We start from the raw sequence: 16,236 nt of genomic DNA, 5'->3' as shown, positions 1-16,236 counted from the left end.
CTCGTCGAAGCGTCGACCCTTCGACGAGCTCAGGGACCGATCGGAGTCATACGAGCTCGGAGAGTTCGAGCCAGCGCTCCTCGAGCTGCGCGACCTCACCCTGCAGCTCGTGCAGCGTCGCCGACTGCGCCGCGATGCCGTCGTAGTCGGCCTGGTCGTGCTCGGCGATCGCGATATGAGCAAAGTTGATCAGGGCATCGAGCTTCGACAGGCGGCGCTCGATCGCCGACACCTCCTTCTGTGCGGCGCGCAGGTCTGCGCCCGCAAGACTCCGCGTGGCGACCGGCGCCTTGGCGCCGCCTGACGCGGAGGCCGCAGCATCCGCATTCTGCTGCTGCAGGTGCCGCAGGCGCAGATACTCGTCGACGCCGCCGGGGAGGTGGCGCAGGCGACCGTCGAGGATCGCGTACTGCTGATCGGTGACCCGCTCGATGAAGTAGCGGTCGTGCGAGACGACCAGCAGCGTGCCCGGCCACGAGTCGAGCAGGTCTTCGATCGCGGCGAGCATGTCGGTGTCGAGATCGTTGGTCGGCTCGTCGAGGATCAGCACGTTGGGCTGATCGAGAAGGACCAGCAGCAGCTGCAGCCGGCGTTTCTGTCCGCCCGAGAGGTCTTTGACCGGCGTCGACAGCTGAGCGCTCGTGAAGCCCATGCGCTCGAGGAGCTGCCCGGGCGTGAGCTCCTGCGCTTTTGACCCGGTGCCGAACGAATACGTCGTGCGGAGGCGCTCCAGCACGACGCGCACCGGGCTGTTCAGATGCTGCTCGAGTTCGTCGAGGCGCTGCGTGAGCGTGGCGACCTTCACCGTCGTGCCGCGCTTGACCCGGCCGCCGGTCGGCTGCACCGTCCCGGCGACGAGCCCGAGGAGGGTCGACTTTCCGGCGCCGTTGACCCCGAGGATGCCGGTGCGCTCGCCCGGCGCAATGCGCCACTCGATGTCGGTGAGCACGACGCGATCAGGCCCTGCGTCTGTCGCGGGATAGGTGACCGATGCGTCGAGCAGGTCGACGACGTCCTTGCCGAGGCGGGCGACCGCGAGCGAGCGCAGCGCGACGGGGTCGCGGATCTCGGGTACGTCGGCGATCAGCGCATTGGCGGCGTCGATGCGGAACTGCGGCTTCGCGGTGCGGGCGGGGGCGCCGCGGCGGAGCCACGCGAGCTCCTTGCGCGCGAGGTTCTGGCGCTTCGCCTCGGACGAGGCGGCCATCCGGTCGCGCTCGACCCGCTGGAGGATGTACGCCGCATATCCGCCGTCGAACGGCTCGACGACGCGGTCGTGCACCTCCCACGTCTTCGTGCTGACCTCATCCAGGAACCACCGGTCATGGGTCACGACGAGGAGTGCTCCGGATGCCGGAGCCCACCGCCGCTTGAGATGCTCCGCGAGCCACGCGATCGCCTCGACGTCGAGATGGTTGGTGGGCTCGTCGAGCATGAGGACATCGTCGTCGCCGACCAGGAGCCGCGCGAGCGCGACCCGGCGGCGCTGGCCACCCGAGAGGCCGGCGATCGGAGCATCCCATCCGATCTCACTGAGCAGCCCCGCGGTGACATCTCGGACGCGCGGGTCGCTCGCCCACACGTGCTCGGGCAGATCGCCGACCACGGCCGACGCGACGGTGTCGGCCTCATCGAGGGTGTCGCCCTGGTCGAGCACGCCCACGCGCACGCCGCGGCGCACGGTGACACGCCCCGAATCGGGCTCTAGCCGGCCGGCGAGCATCGCCAGGAGGCTCGACTTGCCGTCGCCGTTGCGTCCCACCACCCCGATGCGGTCACCCTCGTCGATGCCCAGAGACACCGAGTCGAAGATGATGCGGGTGGGGAATTCGAGTTGCAGGGCCTCGGCCCCGAGAAGATGCGCCATGTTGCTACCAGGCTAGGCGACCTGTGCCGAGAGGCCGCCCCGCGGATGCGGAGCGGCCTCTCGGGTGGGTCGGGTCGGATCAGTTGAGCCCGTTGTCCGCCAGCCACTGCTTGGCGATGTCGGCCGAGGACTTCTGGTCGACCGTGCTCGCGACGTTCAGCGCGACGAGCCCTTCCGGGGTCAGCTTGGCGCTGACCGCGTTGATCACGTCGGCCACCTGAGCGGCGACCGCCGAATTCACGACCGGGACGACGTTGGACGCGAGGAAGAGACCCTTGGGATCTTCGAGCACGACGAGGTCCTGGGTCTGGATCCGCGGGTCTGCGGTGTACACGTTTGCGATGTTGACGGTGCCTGCGACGAGGTCTTCGACGGTGGTGTCGCCGGTGGCCGAGAACCCGACGGTCACGCCGTAGGTGGACTGCAGACCGGTAGGCCCGTACGGGCGCTCGGCGAGCTCGGCGTTGCCGCCGAGGGTGAGGGGCACGTCGACCTTGGCAAGATCGGCGATCGTCTTCAGCTTGTACTTGTCGGCGAAGGCCTTCGTGACGGTGTACGAGTCCTGGTCGGTCGCGGTGGACTGATCCAGCACCTCGAGGCCGTCGGGCAGGGCGTCCGGCAGAGCCGCGTACACCTCCTCGGCGGTGCGCGCGGTGGTGTCTGCCTCGAAGTACTGCAGCAGGTTGCCGGAGTACTCGGGGAACAGGCCGACCGAGCCGTCTTTCAGGAGCGGGATGTACGCGTCGCGCTGACCGATGTTGAACTGACGCTCGACCGTGACACCGGCGCCCTCGAGCGCCTGCGCGTAGATCTCGGCGATGATCTCGTTCGAGTAGTAGGCCTGCGAGCCGACGACGACGGTGCCGCCGGCGGTCGCGCTGGCGCTGGAGCCGCTGTCGAGCGGGTTGCTCGATGAGCAGCCGGCGAGTGCGAGCGCGGCGATCGCCACTCCCGCGAGACCGGCGAGACCCTTTCGGGTGCGTGCTGTGAACATGGGTTTCCTCTTTCTTGGTGGTGTGCTGTGGGAAGGAAGGTTCAGGGGGTGACGTCGGCGCCGATGACGGCGGCCTCGGCCCGCCGGCGCGGGGACTTGCGTGAGGTGACTGCACCGGCGGCTCCGGCTGCCCGGATGCCGCGGGGCACGGCCGCGTGCTGCAGCAGCGCGAAGATCCCGTCGAGGATGAGGGCGAGCGCCGCGACCAGGATCGCACCCCCGATCACGACCTCGATTCGGCGGAGTTGAAGCCCGGAGATGATGTACTGCCCGAGCCCGCCGAGCCCGATGTAGGCGGCGATCGTGACCGTCGCGACCACCTGGAGGGTGGCGGCGCGGATGCCTCCCACGAGGAGCGCGAGACCGAGCGGCACCTCGATGCGCCACAGGATCTGCCATTCCGTCATGCCCATCGACCGGCCCGCGTCGACGACGCGGGGGTCGATCGCCTCGAAGCCGGTGTACGCGCCGGCCAGCAGTGAGGGGATCGCCAGGATCACGAACGTGATGACGGCGGCCTCGGGCTTGTGCAGAACCCCGAGCAGGAGGGTGAGGAGGATGAGGAGCCCGAAGGAGGGAATGGCGCGCGCAGCCCCCGACACTCCGATCGCGAATTCGCGGCCCTTGCCGGTGTGGCCGATGTACCAGCCGATCGGGATCGCGATGGCCGCGGCGACCAGCACCGAGACGGCGGTATAGATGAGCTGCTGCGCGATCGCGACGCCGATCGGATCCATGAGGCCGGTGTTGCCCGAGAAGATCCACGCGATCGCTTCGGCGAAGAGATTCATGCGCCGGCTCCCGCCGGGATCGCCGCGCTGCGTCGGGTCTTGGGGGTCGGCACCCGCCGCGTCCAGGGCAGCAGCAGTCGGCCGGCGACGACGAGAATCAGGTCGACGACGAGGGCCAGCAGCACGACGGCGACCACACCTGCGAGCACCTCGGGGATGATGCGGCGCTGCAAGCCGTTGGTGAAGAGATAGCCGAGATTGATGACGCCGACCAGGATGCCGACGGTCGCGAGCGAGATCGTGCTCGCCGCGGTGACGCGCAGGCCCGCGAGGATCACGGGACCGGCGAGCGGGAAATCCACCGCCCAGAAGCGCCGGAAAGATCCGAACCCGATCGCGGTCGAGGCCTGGCGAACGTCGGGATCGACCGAATCGAGCCCGTCTGCCACGGAGCGCACGAGGATCGCGACGGCGTAGATCGTGAGCGCGACGATGAGGTTCGTCTCGCTGACGAAGCTGTAGCCGATCAGCGAGGGCAGCAGGATGAGGAGCGCGATCGAGGGGATCGTGTACAGCAGGCCCGTGATCGTGATGACACTGCTGCGCACCAATTGGTAGCGCCACGCGACCCATCCGAGCGGAACGGAAAGGATGAAGCCGATCACGAGGGCGATGACACTCTGCCGCAGGTGGATGAGCGTCAGATCCCCGATGAGACCGATATTCTCGACGACCCAGTTCACGGTGCCGCGCTCTCCGGGATCGGGTCGTCCACGAGCGCACCCTGCGTGCGGCCGTCGCCGTCGACGACCACGGTGCCCTGCGCGGTCTTCTTCAGATGCAGCGCGCGCTTTCCCTTGTCGACGCCGATGAAGCTCGCCACGAAGTCACTGGCGGGGTTCTCGAGGATCTCGCTCGGGCTGCCGACCTGCGCGATCTTCGCGCCTTTCTCCAGGATGACGACCTGGTCGCCCAGGAGGAAAGCCTCGTCGATGTCGTGCGTGACGAACACGATCGTCTTGCCGATGTCGTCCTGCAGGCGGATGAGCTCCTGTTGGAGCTCGGTGCGCACGATCGGGTCGACGGCACCGAACGGCTCGTCCATGAGCAGGATGTTGGGATCGGCGGCCAGCCCGCGGGCCACACCTACGCGTTGCTGCTGTCCGCCGGACAACTGACTGGGGTAGCGATCGGCCATCGCCTCATCCAGCCCCACGGTGCGCATGAGCTCGAACGCCCGCGCCCTCGCACGTTTACGGCCCTCGCCCTGAAGCACCGGCACCGTCGCGATGTTGTCGGCGACCGTGAAATGCGGCAGCAGACCGGAGTTCTGCATCACGTAGCCGATGCGGCGGCGCAGCTTCACCGCTTCCTCATCCAGGATGCTGTCGCCATCGATCGCGATCGTGCCGGCGGAAGCCTCGACCATGCGATTGATCATGCGGAGCAGCGTCGTCTTGCCGCAGCCCGACGAGCCCACGAACACCGTCGTCTTGCGCGACGGGATGACGAGGCTGAAGTCGTCGACGGCACGCGTGCCGTCGGGGAACTCCTTGGTCACATGGGTGAACTCGATCACGGCGTCTCCTTCGTCGGTGCTGAATCGTCGGGTGCAAAACGCGACTCAGCGGGCGGAGTGCGGACGTGCGGGCCAAGTCGTCGGTCAGTCGACGACCTGGACCTCTTTCCAGAAAGCGACGTAGCCCGAGAAGTCCTTGCCGACCTTCTCGATCGCGGTCGGGTACGGCGTCGGGTACGACCAGGCGCGATCGGGCAGCGAAGCTCCGCCCGCCTCGACCGTGTAGTACTGCGCGGCACCCTTCCAGGGGCACGTGTACGGCGTGGCGCTGTCGACCAGCACCCCGGCCGTCACGCTCGACGGCGGGAAGTACCAGTTGCCCTCGATCTGGACCAGATCGTCTTTATCGGCTTCGGCGATGACCGAGCCTTCCAGTACTGCCTTCATGTCGTCCTCCCGATCGCGGCGTCGTGGACCGCACGGATGCGCACGGGTGCCGACGGGCTGTTTCCACGCTACATGAGGCCGCGGACACCAGCCTCGGAGCGAGGCACTATTGTCCGTTCGCCGTAACCGGGTGTAATGAGCGGCTCAGATGACGTGCGCGCCGCGCACCGGTCCGTGCACGTGCAGCGCGGTCCGTCCGGACGCGGTCAGAGTGACCTGCAGCTCGAGCGCCTCTTCCGGGCCGGCCGTGAGAAACGCCGTCGTGGGGCCCGAACCCGACACGATCCCGGCGAGCGCCCCGGCCGACTCTCCGAGCTCGAGGGTCGCGCGCAGGTCGGGCCGCAGCGAGAGGGCGGCGGCTTGGAGGTCGTTGCGCACGCGGTGCGCGAGCGCCGTCGCGTCGCCGGCGCGCAGGGCGTGCAGTACGCCGGCTTCCACCTCGGGGGTGCGAGCGGGGGCGATGTCGAAGGCGTGATCCTGCCGGAGAGCATCCAGCCGCCCGTAGACGTCGGGGGTCGACAGCCCTCCGTTGGCCGTCACGATCACCCAGTCGAACCGGCCCTTGGCCAGGGCGGGGCTGAGCTGATCGCCGCGGCCCGTGCCGATCGCGGTGCCGCCCATGAGCGCGAACGGCACGTCGGCGCCAAGCCGCGAAGCTAGCCGCTGCAGCTGGACGGTGCCGAGCTCGGCCCCCCACAGCGCGTCGCACGCGACCAGGGCGGCCGCAGCATCCGCCGACCCTCCGCCCATCCCGCCCGCGACGGGCACGTGCTTGACGATCTCGAGGTGCACTCCCCCGGTGTGGCCGATCTGCGCGGCGACCAGGCGGGCTGCGCGCAGGGCCAGGTTGCGATCGTCTTCCGGCACGGCGTCGAGGTCGACCGACCCCGTGACCGACACCGAGAAGTCGCGCGCGGGCTCGGCCCAGAGATCTTCGTACAGCGACACCGCCTGGTAGGCGGATGCGACGTCGTGATACCCGTCGTCCTGCACGTCGCCGACCTCGAAGAAGACGTTGAGCTTCCCGGGCGCGCGGACGCGCACGCGCTGCTCGGGCTGCGACGTCACTGGGATGCCGACTCCGCCCAGAGGTCGACGTCGACTCCGTCCGACAGCGCGTCGATCTGCTCGATCTCCGCGGTGTCGAAGGCGGGGCCTGCGAGCGCGGCAATGTTCTCGTCGAGCTGCTCGGGGCGGGATGCTCCGATCAGCGCCGACGTGACGACCGGGTCGCGCAGCACCCACTGGATCGCCATCTGCGCGAGCGTCTGGCCGCGCTCCTTCGCGATCACATCCAGCCCGCGCAGCTTCGCGAGCCCCTTGTCGGACAGCGGGGATGCCGGCAGTGAGCCGCGCTGCTGGGAGCGGTCGGCGTGGCCGCCGCCGAGATACTTGTCGGTCAGCAGACCCTGTGCGAGCGGCGTGAAGGCGATCGCGCCCATGCCCTCCTGTGCGAGCACACCGGTCAGGCCGTCCTCGACCCATCGGTTGAGGATCGAGTAAGCGGGCTGGTGGATGACGAGCGGCGTCCCGAGGCTGTGCGCCGCGGCCGCGGCCGCGGCGGTGCGCTCTGCGCTGTACGACGAGATGCCGACGTAGAGCGCCTTGCCCTGGCGCACGAGGGTGTCGAGGGCCCCGATGGTCTCCTCGATCGGGGTCACCGGGTCGACGCGGTGCGAGTAGAAGATGTCGACGTAGTCGACGCTCATCCGCTTCAGCGACGCCTCGGCGCTCGCGATCAGGTACTTGCGCGAGCCCCAGTTGCCGTACGGGCCGGGCCAGAAGTCGTACCCGGCCTTCGACGAGAGGATCAGCTCGTCGCGGTAGGGCGCGAAGTCTTCGCGCATCATGCGTCCGAAGTTCGTCTCGGCCGACCCGTAGGGCGGGCCGTAGTTGTTGGCGAGGTCGAAGTGCGTGATCCCGTGGTCGAATGCGTGGCGCAGGACCGTGCGCTGACGGTCGAACGGGATGTTGTCGCCGAAGTTCCACCACAGCCCGAGCGAGATCGGGGGGAGGAAGAGCCCCGACGTTCCGACCTGCCGGTACTCGGTCAGGTCGTAGCGCTCGGGTAAGGCCGCATACGGGCGGTGGGTCTCGGGAATGCCGGTGGAAAAGCGCGGTTCGTCGGTCACCTCCCCAGGCTAGTCGCCCCATGTCCGTCATGCGGATGCGTGACTTCTGAGCACGTCAGTGTCCTCTCGGTATGCGCTCTGCTGAAAAGATGGACACGGACCGACGAGCCGCCCTCCGGAGAAGATGATCCCTTGCGAAAACCCCTGAAGATCACCCTCCTGACGATCGGCGTCGTCGTGGCACTCCCCGTGCTGGTGCTCGCCACCATCTGCGTCGTGAACGTCGTGGCGACGAAGTCCGATCTGGCCGCCATCGCACCCTACGGCGAACTCGTGCCCGTGGACGACAAGCAGATGAACGTCCTCGACAGCGGCGGCGGGGCGCAGACGATCGTGCTCCTGCCGGGCCTGGGAACCGCGGCTCCGGCACTCGACTTCCAGCCCCTCATCGCGGAACTCGACGGCACCTACCGCGTGATCGCGGTAGAGCCGTTCGGCACGGGACTCAGCGATCAGACCGATACGCCTCGCACCCCGGCGAACATCGCACGGGAGGTGCACGAGGTGCTGCAGTACCTGGGCGTCGACCGCTACGTGCTGATGGGTCACTCGATCTCGGGCATCTATGCCCTGGAATACAGCAAAACCTACGCCAACGAACTCATCGCGTTCGTCGGGATCGACAGCAGCGTGCCCGACCAGCCGGGCTCGGACCAACCGGTTCCGACCGACGGGCTCGCCGAACTCCGCGAACTCGGCATCCTCCGCGTGTTGGCATCGGTCTCGGGCGATGCATACGCCGGACTGCCCTACGACGAACAGACAAAGGACCAGATGCGCCTGCTGACCACGAAGAACTCGACCGCCCCCACGATGCTCGATGAGATGAAGCAGGTTCCCGCCAACTTCGCCTCGGTCAGTGGAGCGACGTTCCCGGCGTCGCTTCCCGTCCTGCTCTTCGTGGTGAAAGACGATACGGACGTCGCCGGCTGGGCCGAACTGCACGCACGTCAGGCAGCGAGCGTCGAGCGGGGAACGGTCATCGCACTCGGCGGCGATCACTACCTGCACCACACGCGCTCAGCCGAGATCGCACGCGACACCGCGACGTTCTTGCAGACGCTCTCCGTACGCTGATCCAGACATTCGCGGGCGAGACCTGGTCGTTGACGGGCCGGATGGCATGCGATGATCGGCGTATACCAGGCGGACACCTCGCGCGCAACGGAAACGGCGCGCAATCCGCCGGAAACGTCGGCGATCTACGCTGGCGGCCAGCCGCTTGCGCGGCACTCCTGCCCGCCGCTTCGGCGGCCGCTCCCCTGCCGCTCGCGCGGCCGCTGCACCGAACGGACTACATGACGACTCTCACCGCTCTTCCTCGCGACCCGCAGCCCTGGAACGCACTGCTCGCCCGTGAAGACGTGGTGCTCGCGAACGGGATGCTGCATCTCGTCCACGAGGACGTCTCTCCCGCCGCCGCACACGATGCGGATCTGCTCTTCGTCGCGCAGACGCTCGAGGAAGCCGGCGTCACCGGTCTGCTGATCCGCAGGTCAGGCCGGACGACCGCGCTCGCGATCGACCTCGACCTTCGCGCTGCGACTCTCGCCGCCCTCACCGCTGCCAGCGCACGCGAGCCCCTCTATGCGAAGGCCGGCGGCTCGTCGGCCGTGCCCCTGCACGACGTGTCGGTGCCGCCGGGTCCGAGCGCTCTGCGGGTCTTTCGTCCGCGCATCACCTCAGACGGCGCGATGCGGTATGGCGCAGCTACCGCGGTCAACCTCGAGTTCTGGCGCTTCGGCGCGGATGTCGTGCACGCGCCGCACGCGAACGCCCTCACCCGTAAGATCATGGCGACCGACGACCTGACCTTCACCGACATCCCGGCGTACGGGCGGTCGTGGCGCACGATCGGCGGCATGTTCGACCCGCAGCCAGGCGATGTCACGCATCCCGTCGACATGGTCTTCTCGTGGGTGGACGGCTCGCCCAGCGAGTTCCAGCGCCAGCGCGCCGCGGCCCAGTCCGAGTACGTCGTCGGCGAGGGCGACGACGGGCCGGCCCGCTACCGGCACGTCGACGAACTGCGGTACGCCCTGCGGAGCGTCAACATGTACGCGCCGTGGGTGCGCCGGATCTTCATCGCGACCGACTCGGAGCGACCGGCGTGGCTTGCCGAGCATCCCCAGGTCACGGTCGTGCGCAGCGAGGAGTTCTTCCCCGACACGTCGGTCCTGCCGATCCACAACTCGCACGCGGTCGAATCGCAGCTGCACCGCATCGACGGCCTCGCCGAGCACTTCCTCTACTCGAACGACGACATGTTCTTCGGTCGTCCCGTCGAGCCGGAGCTGTTCTTCTCCGCCGGCGCAGTGACCCGATTCGTCGAGAGCGGCGTGCGCATCGGCCCGGGTGCGCCCAAGCCTCGGCGGAGCGGCCACGACAACGCCCTGCGGGTGAATCGCGAACTGCTGCAGGAGCGCTTCGGGCGCGTCATCACGCACGACCTCGAGCATTGCCCGGTGGCGCTCCGCCGCAGCATCCTGAGCGAACTCGAGGAGGCCTTCCCCGACGACTTCGCCCGTACGTCAGCATCGCGGTTCCGCTCGGCCACCGATATCTCGGTGACCAACAGCCTGTACCACTACTACGCGCTGTTCACCGGGCGGGCGGTCTCCACGCGCGAACCCCGCGTGCGCTACCTGCAGACGACGCTGTCGGATTCCCTCGGCCGCATGGAGCGGCTCGCGCAACGTCGCGACATCGACATGTTCTGCCTCAACGACGGCGGCGAGGCGGAGGTGCCCGAGCACGTGCGCGTGCGCACGGTGCAGAGCCTTCTCGGCCGGCTCTTCCCGGTGCGCGCGCCGTGGGAGCGCCGCGAGGCGGCCGCCGATGGGGGCCTGGTCAGCCCAGGACGGGAATGGGCGCCGTCGGCGGGTCGATCCGGTGTGATGGGCTGACCTCGCGCGGGGCGACGCCGGCCTCTGCCAAGCGCCGGCGCGCCTCATCGGGATCGATGTACTCGAGCGTGGTGGTGACCTCGACGGGAACGACCGAGTGCACGATCGTCTCGTCGTAGACGTGCACGAGGTTGAACGCCTGTGCGCCGTCCTGCGGGCGAGTGCCGCCGATGGGCACGGTGAGATCCTGCGTGTAGCAGGTGGCCGACGCCACCGACACGGGGATGCCTGCGAAGGTCGCGAAGGTCGAATAGTGCAGGTGCCCGGCGATGATCGTGCGCACGTCAGTGCCCCGCAGCACGGCGGCAAGGCTCTGCTGGTCGCGCAGCTCTACGCTCGCCGCCAACGCGAGCACACTGGGCACCGGCGGGTGGTGCATCGCGAGGATCGTGCCCAGCGGTGCGGGGGTCGCGAGCACCTCGGCGAGCCAGCGCAACTGCTCCGGTCGGACCTCACCGTGGTGCAGCCCCGGCACGCTGGTGTCGAGAGTGATGATGCGGAGGCCGTCGATCTCGTCGACGCGGTCGACCGGGCGGGTGTCGGCACCCGATCCGTCGAGCAGGGCGCTGCGGAAAGCACCGCGGTCGTCGTGGTTGCCCATCACCCAGTACACCCGGGCGTCCAGCCGTGCCGCGAACGGCTCGACCAGTGCGCGGAGCTGCGCGTAGGCATCGTGCTCGCCGTAGTCGGCGAGGTCGCCGGTGAAGATGATCGCGTGGGGGCGGATGCCGGAGGCCTCGATCGCCGCGAAGGCCCGGCCGAGCCGCTCGGCGGAGTCGATGAGGTCGAACAGGCGCGACCCGTGCGCCCGGAGGTGGGTGTCACTGATGTGCAGCAGGACGCGCTCGGGTGGTGCGTGCTCGGCCGTAGGCATCTTCTGCCACCCCCCTGACGCCGGTTCTCGCACCGGGCGTCTCGCCAGTGTGACCGACGAGGCCTCATGTTACCGGCGTGTTTCGGTTGCCTGGGTATGAACGCGCGATGAATATGCCGAGTCGTTCATTCGCGCGCGGGCTTTCGGTCGGCGCGAGGAGCCAGCATCCCGAATCGTCCTAGCCTCAGCCGATACTCCTCAGGTGGCGGCGGCGCCGATGCGGACGAAGTCTTCGATCGACAGCTCTTCGCCGCGCGCGGTCGGAGCCACCCCGGCGGCTTCCAGGACGGCGGATGCTTCGGCCGCCGTTCCGCCCAGGACGCCCGAGAGCGCCTGCCTGAGCATCTTGCGCCGCTGCTGGAAGGCCGCTTCCACGATCCGGAACGTGCGCACGCGTTCTTCGTCGGTGCCGCGGGCCGCAGCATCCCGTTCGAACGCGACCAGCACGCTGTCGACGTTCGGCACCGGCCAGAACACCTGGCGCGAGACCGTTCCGGCCAGGCGCCACCGGCCGTACCAGGCCGCCTTGACGCTCGGGGCCCCGTAGATCTTCGACCCGGGCGGGGCGGCGAGGCGCTCGCCGACCTCGGCCTGGACCATCACGACTCCGCGGGCCAGGCTCTCGAAGTGCTCGAGGAAGTGCAGCAGCACCGGCACCGACACGTTGTACGGCAGGTTCGCCACCAGCACCGTGGGCTCGCCCGGGAGCGCGGTGATCCGCAGGGCATCGGCGTCCACGACCTCGAGGGCACCGGAATCGACGCCGTGCGCGGCAGCGGTCTCGAGCAGTCGAGCGGCGAGGCGATGGTCGATCTCGACAGCGGTGACGGATGCTCCGGTCTCCAGGATCGCGAGGGTCAGCGAACCCAGCCCTGGGCCCACCTCCACGACCCGCTCGCCCACCTTCACGCGCGCGACCGCGACGATCCGGCGCACGGTGTTGGCGTCGACGACGAAGTTCTGCCCCAGCTTCTTGGTGGGCGTGACGTCCAGTTCGGCCGCGAGCGCGCGGATCTCGGACGCACCGAGCAAGGTCACGGGCATGCCTAACACTGTATAGACACACGACTCAAGTCCCCTGTCCGCACAGTCGACGCGTCGATAAGGTTGCGCCATGACTGATGCCGGCGGCTCCATTCCCACTGGATCGTTCTCCCTCCGGGGCCCCTACGGTCGCCGAGCGATCGGGCTCTCCGTCGCTGCAGCCGTCGGCGGATTCCTCTTCGGTTTCGACTCGTCCGTCATCAACGGCGCCGTCGACTCGATCCAGCAGGACTTCGGGCTCAACGCGGTCATCACCGGCTTCGTGGTCGCGATCGCCCTGCTCGGCTGCGCGGTGGGCGCGATCCTGGCGGGCAATCTCTCAGACCGCTGGGGGCGCCTTCGCGTCATGTTCATCGGCGCCATCATGTTCTTCGTCAGCTCGCTCGGCGCCGGCCTCGCCTTCTCGGTGTGGGACCTCGCCCTGTGGCGCGTCATCGGGGGCCTCGGCATCGGCATCGCCTCGGTGGTCGCGCCGGCCTACATCGCCGAGATCGCGCCGCGCCAGATCCGCGGCGGTCTGGCCTCGCTCCAGCAGCTGGCCATCACGATCGGTATCTTCACCGCACTGCTCTCGGACGCACTTCTGGCAGGCGCCGCGGGCGGTGCGGACAGCGTGCTGTGGTTCGGACTCGAGGCGTGGCGGTGGATGTTCATCGTCGGCATCATCCCGGCCGCCGTGTACGGCATCCTGTCGTTCACCGTTCCCGAATCGCCGCGGTATCTGATCAGCAAGGGCCGCAACGACGAGGCGAAGGAGATCTTCGCACGGCTCGTGCCCCCGGCTGATCTGAATCAGACGATGAAAGAGCTGACGAACGCCATCGAGGAGGACAAGAAGACGCAGGGGGTCTCACTCAGGGGCCCGGTGCTGGGGCTCAAGAGCATCGTCTGGGTCGGCATCATCCTGTCGGTGTTCCAGCAGTTCGTCGGCATCAACGTGATCTTCTACTACTCCACGACCCTGTGGCAGTCGGTCGGCTTCCCCGAGAGCGCGTCGCTGACCATCAGTGTGGTCACCTCCATCACCAACGTGCTGGTGACCCTGATCGCGATATTCCTGGTCGACCGCGTGGGTCGAAAGCCGATCCTGCTGACCGGTTCGGTGATGATGGCGCTGTCGCTGGGCACGATGGCCGTGGCGTTCATGTTCTCGACGACCGATGCGGACGGCGCGGTCTCGCTCGGCGCCCCCTGGGGCCCCATCGCCCTCGTCGCCGCGAACATCTTCGTCATCGGCTTCGGAGCGTCGTGGGGGCCGCTGGTGTGGGTGCTCCTCGGCGAGATCTTCCCCAGCCGCATCCGCGGCAAGGCGCTCGGCGTCGCGGCCGGCGCGCAGTGGATCGCGAACTTCCTCATCACGGTGAGCTTCCCGGCCATGGCGGCCTGGTCGCTCCCGCTCACCTACGGCATGTACGCCGCCTTCGCCGCTCTGTCGTTCTTCTACGTCTTCTTCAAGATCCCCGAGACCAAGGGCATGGAGCTCGAAAAAACCGAGACGCTCTTCCACAAGCCGGCCAAGGCCTCGGCGTAGGGTCGCCGAGTCGCGGCATCCGTTCGTCGGCGTGTCCGGGCCCGCGCCTAGGATGGCCGGATGCCCTCGCTCGGCGAACTGGTCGCACCCCGTCGTCTGGGCAGTGATTTCCGGTGGATGCTCGCCTCGTCGTGGACGAGCAACCTGGGCGACGGCATCGCACTGTCTGCCGCGCCCCTGCTGATCGCGTCGCTGACTTCCTCTCCGCTGCTGGTGGCCGTCGGCGCGATGATGCAGTTCCTGCCGTGGGTGCTGTTCGGCCTGCTGGCCGGATCGGTCGCCGACCACCACGATCGCCGACGGCTCGTGATGCTCGCGAACGGGTCTCGGGCGGTGATCGTCTTCGGCCTGGTCGTGTTCCTGCTGACCGGCCACGCCACGGTGTGGATCGTGCTCGCGACCAGCTTCCTCTACGGCACCGCCGAGGTCTTCGCCGACACCACCGACAGCACGCTGCTGCCGATGTTCGTCCGGCCGGTCGACCTCGGCCTCGGCAACGCACGACTGCAGGCGGGGTTCCTCGTCGGCAATCAGCTCGCCGGTCCTCCGCTGGGCGCGTTCTTGTTCGCCGTCGGCTCGTTCTGGCCGTTCGTCGTGCAGATCGTCTGTGTGAGTCTCGCCGTCGTCCTGATCTCACGGATCGCGCGAACGCCGGTCCCACCACGGGTCGCCGTCGAGCCGGGCATGAAGGCGCATTCCATCCGGGAGGGACTGCACTGGCTGCGCGGCAACGCCCCGGTGCGCACCCTCGTGCTCATCATCCTGGTCTTCAACGTGACGTGGGCGGCGCCCTGGGGCATCCTCGTGCTGTACGCGACCGAGCATCTGAACATGGGCCCGGTCGGGTACGGAGCGTTGACGAGCGCGTCGGCCCTCGGGGGCCTCGTGGGCATCGGCTCGTTCGGCTGGCTCGAGCGTCACGTGTCATTCGCGACGCTCATGCGGGTGTGCCTGTCGCTCGAGGTCGTCATGCACCTCTCGTTCGCCCTCACGACATCTCCCGTGGTCGCCTTCGTGATCATGTTCGGTTTCGGCGTGTACGCGTTCGTCTGGGCCACGATCTCGACGACCGTGCGGCAGCGGCTCGTGCCGATGGAGCTGCAGGGCCGCATCGCCTCGGTCAACATGGTCGGCGTCTTCGGCGGGCTCGTCATCGGCCAGTTGCTCGGCGGACTCATCGCCCAGACGTGGGGTCTCACGGCGCCCTGGTGGTTCGCCTTCGCCGGTTCGGCGATCACGCTGGCACTCGTGTGGGGCCCGATCTCGCACATCGCGGCTGCTCCCCCGGCGATCGAGGTGGCGACGTGACAAGGATCGGCGCCGCACCGGCGCGCACGGTTGACACGGCACTTCCATTTTGGAAGTATCGGCTGCATGAGCCTCTTCATCACGTGCCCGGTCGAGAGCGTCGAGCGCGCCACCGCGTTCTACACCGCCCTCGGATGGACTCTCAACACCGAGATGTCAGATCACAACGTGTCGTGCTTCGCGATCACGCCCGAGCAGTACGTCATGCTCGGCAGTCGCGCGATGTACGCATCTGTCGGCGGCACCGCGGAGCTGATCGGCGGGCCCGATACCCCCTCCAAGGTGACGGTCTCGTTCGACCTGCAGAGCCGTGAGGCGGTCGACGAACTCGTCGAGCGCGCAGGCGCCGCGGGCGGGCGGGTCGGCGACATCGATGACTATCCCTTCATGTACCAGCGCCAGTTCGACGACCCCGACGGCTACCACTATTCGCCGTTCTGGATGAAGCCGGACGCCGATCCGATCGCGTGAGCGACCTCGCCGCAGCCCTCGACATCGTCGGAGCACGATGGGCGCTGCTCATCGTTGAGCGACTCCTCGACGGGCCGCAGAGGTACGGAGACTTGCAGCGCGACCTCGGCCTGGGGACGAACATGCTCGCGACCCGCTTGCGCGAGCTCGAAGCGGCTGGCGTCCTGCATCGTCTGCCCCTCCGGCACAACACCCGGGCATACGCGCTCACCGATCGCGGGCTCGCTCTTCGCGCGTCCATCACCGCACTCGGACGCTGGGCCGCTGAGGAAACCTAGGGGCCGCCGGAAAGGATCGGCTGCCCGCGCTCCGGATGAACCTTGCTCTACGCATGCGGCACGCGGGCCGAAATGGCAACGCCCGAGGCGAGGATCGAATCCTCTGGCCTCGGGCGTCAAAGTGCTCTCAGGCT

General features: G+C 68.4%; 16 protein-coding genes. 6 read left to right on the top strand and 10 right to left on the bottom strand.

Annotated features, from left to right (window positions below; translation table 11 throughout):
* Positions 1-46: 46 nt before the first annotated feature.
* From ACFE6Z_RS00565 to ACFE6Z_RS00530, 8 genes are all read right to left on the bottom strand, one after another.
* Positions 47-1,867, bottom strand: a complete 1,821-nt coding sequence (locus tag ACFE6Z_RS00565; protein ID WP_375383754.1) for an ABC-F family ATP-binding cassette domain-containing protein — start codon at positions 1,865-1,867, stop codon at positions 47-49.
* Between the two features lie 79 nt (positions 1,868-1,946).
* The gene (locus ACFE6Z_RS00560; protein ID WP_375383753.1) at positions 1,947-2,861 is read right to left on the bottom strand and encodes a glycine betaine ABC transporter substrate-binding protein; all 915 of its coding nucleotides are present in this window, start codon (positions 2,859-2,861) and stop codon (positions 1,947-1,949) included.
* Between the two features lie 41 nt (positions 2,862-2,902).
* A complete protein-coding gene (locus ACFE6Z_RS00555) occupies positions 2,903-3,652 on the bottom strand; it encodes an ABC transporter permease (RefSeq protein WP_375383752.1) in 750 nt (249 codons plus the stop codon).
* A complete protein-coding gene (locus ACFE6Z_RS00550) occupies positions 3,649-4,335 on the bottom strand; it encodes an ABC transporter permease (RefSeq protein WP_375383751.1) in 687 nt (228 codons plus the stop codon). The genes ACFE6Z_RS00555 and ACFE6Z_RS00550 overlap by 4 nt, the downstream gene beginning before the upstream one ends.
* Entirely contained in the window at positions 4,332-5,171 is an 840-nt protein-coding gene (locus ACFE6Z_RS00545; protein ID WP_375383750.1) for an ABC transporter ATP-binding protein, read from the bottom strand. Before ACFE6Z_RS00545 ends, ACFE6Z_RS00550 begins: the two co-directional genes overlap by 4 nt.
* 84 nt (positions 5,172-5,255) lie before the next feature.
* Positions 5,256-5,558: a DUF427 domain-containing protein gene (locus ACFE6Z_RS00540; RefSeq protein WP_375383749.1), complete on the bottom strand. Its 303-nt coding sequence runs from the start codon at positions 5,556-5,558 to the stop codon at positions 5,256-5,258.
* A gap of 144 nt (positions 5,559-5,702) precedes the next feature.
* Entirely contained in the window at positions 5,703-6,632 is a 930-nt protein-coding gene (locus tag ACFE6Z_RS00535; protein ID WP_375384614.1) for a 4-(cytidine 5'-diphospho)-2-C-methyl-D-erythritol kinase, read from the bottom strand.
* Positions 6,623-7,690 (bottom strand): aldo/keto reductase, encoded by a 1,068-nt coding sequence (locus tag ACFE6Z_RS00530; protein ID WP_375383748.1) that lies wholly within the window; start codon positions 7,688-7,690, stop codon positions 6,623-6,625. The genes ACFE6Z_RS00535 and ACFE6Z_RS00530 overlap by 10 nt, the downstream gene beginning before the upstream one ends.
* Positions 7,691-7,822: 132 nt before the next feature.
* Between ACFE6Z_RS00530 and ACFE6Z_RS00525 the strand changes: the two genes are divergently transcribed.
* Both ACFE6Z_RS00525 and ACFE6Z_RS00520 read left to right on the top strand, forming a co-directional pair.
* Positions 7,823-8,767: an alpha/beta fold hydrolase gene (locus tag ACFE6Z_RS00525; protein WP_375383747.1), complete on the top strand. Its 945-nt coding sequence runs from the start codon at positions 7,823-7,825 to the stop codon at positions 8,765-8,767.
* A gap of 221 nt (positions 8,768-8,988) precedes the next feature.
* Positions 8,989-10,596 carry a stealth conserved region 3 domain-containing protein gene (locus ACFE6Z_RS00520; protein ID WP_375383746.1) on the top strand — a complete coding sequence of 536 codons (1,608 nt, stop codon included), beginning with the start codon at positions 8,989-8,991 and terminating at the stop codon, positions 10,594-10,596.
* On the opposite strand, the gene ACFE6Z_RS00515 is transcribed toward ACFE6Z_RS00520, so the two are convergent.
* Positions 10,541-11,470: a phosphodiesterase gene (locus ACFE6Z_RS00515; RefSeq protein WP_375383745.1), complete on the bottom strand. Its 930-nt coding sequence runs from the start codon at positions 11,468-11,470 to the stop codon at positions 10,541-10,543. The two genes, ACFE6Z_RS00520 and ACFE6Z_RS00515, sit on opposite strands and share 56 nt — an antisense overlap.
* Positions 11,471-11,668: 198 nt before the next feature.
* Positions 11,669-12,514, bottom strand: a complete 846-nt coding sequence (gene rsmA, locus ACFE6Z_RS00510) for a 16S rRNA (adenine(1518)-N(6)/adenine(1519)-N(6))-dimethyltransferase RsmA (protein WP_375383744.1) — start codon at positions 12,512-12,514, stop codon at positions 11,669-11,671.
* 70 nt (positions 12,515-12,584) lie between these two features.
* Between rsmA and ACFE6Z_RS00505 the strand changes: the two genes are divergently transcribed.
* From ACFE6Z_RS00505 to ACFE6Z_RS00490, 4 genes are all read left to right on the top strand, one after another.
* Positions 12,585-14,045, top strand: coding sequence for a sugar porter family MFS transporter (locus tag ACFE6Z_RS00505; RefSeq protein WP_375383743.1), 1,461 nt, complete (start codon positions 12,585-12,587; stop codon positions 14,043-14,045).
* Between the two features lie 60 nt (positions 14,046-14,105).
* On the top strand, positions 14,106-15,353 hold the full coding sequence (locus ACFE6Z_RS00500; protein WP_375383742.1) for an MFS transporter: 1,248 nt from the start codon (positions 14,106-14,108) through the stop codon (positions 15,351-15,353).
* A 66-nt stretch (positions 15,354-15,419) separates the two neighbouring features.
* Positions 15,420-15,824, top strand: coding sequence for a VOC family protein (locus tag ACFE6Z_RS00495; protein ID WP_375383741.1), 405 nt, complete (start codon positions 15,420-15,422; stop codon positions 15,822-15,824).
* Positions 15,821-16,102 (top strand): winged helix-turn-helix transcriptional regulator, encoded by a 282-nt coding sequence (locus tag ACFE6Z_RS00490; protein WP_375383740.1) that lies wholly within the window; start codon positions 15,821-15,823, stop codon positions 16,100-16,102. The genes ACFE6Z_RS00495 and ACFE6Z_RS00490 overlap by 4 nt, the downstream gene beginning before the upstream one ends.
* The last annotated feature ends 134 nt before the right edge of the window (positions 16,103-16,236 follow it).

This window comes from uncultured Microbacterium sp., from assembly GCF_964244775.1.
GTDB lineage: Bacteria > Actinomycetota > Actinomycetes > Actinomycetales > Microbacteriaceae > Microbacterium.
This window is presented reverse-complemented; position numbering and strand designations above follow the sequence as displayed.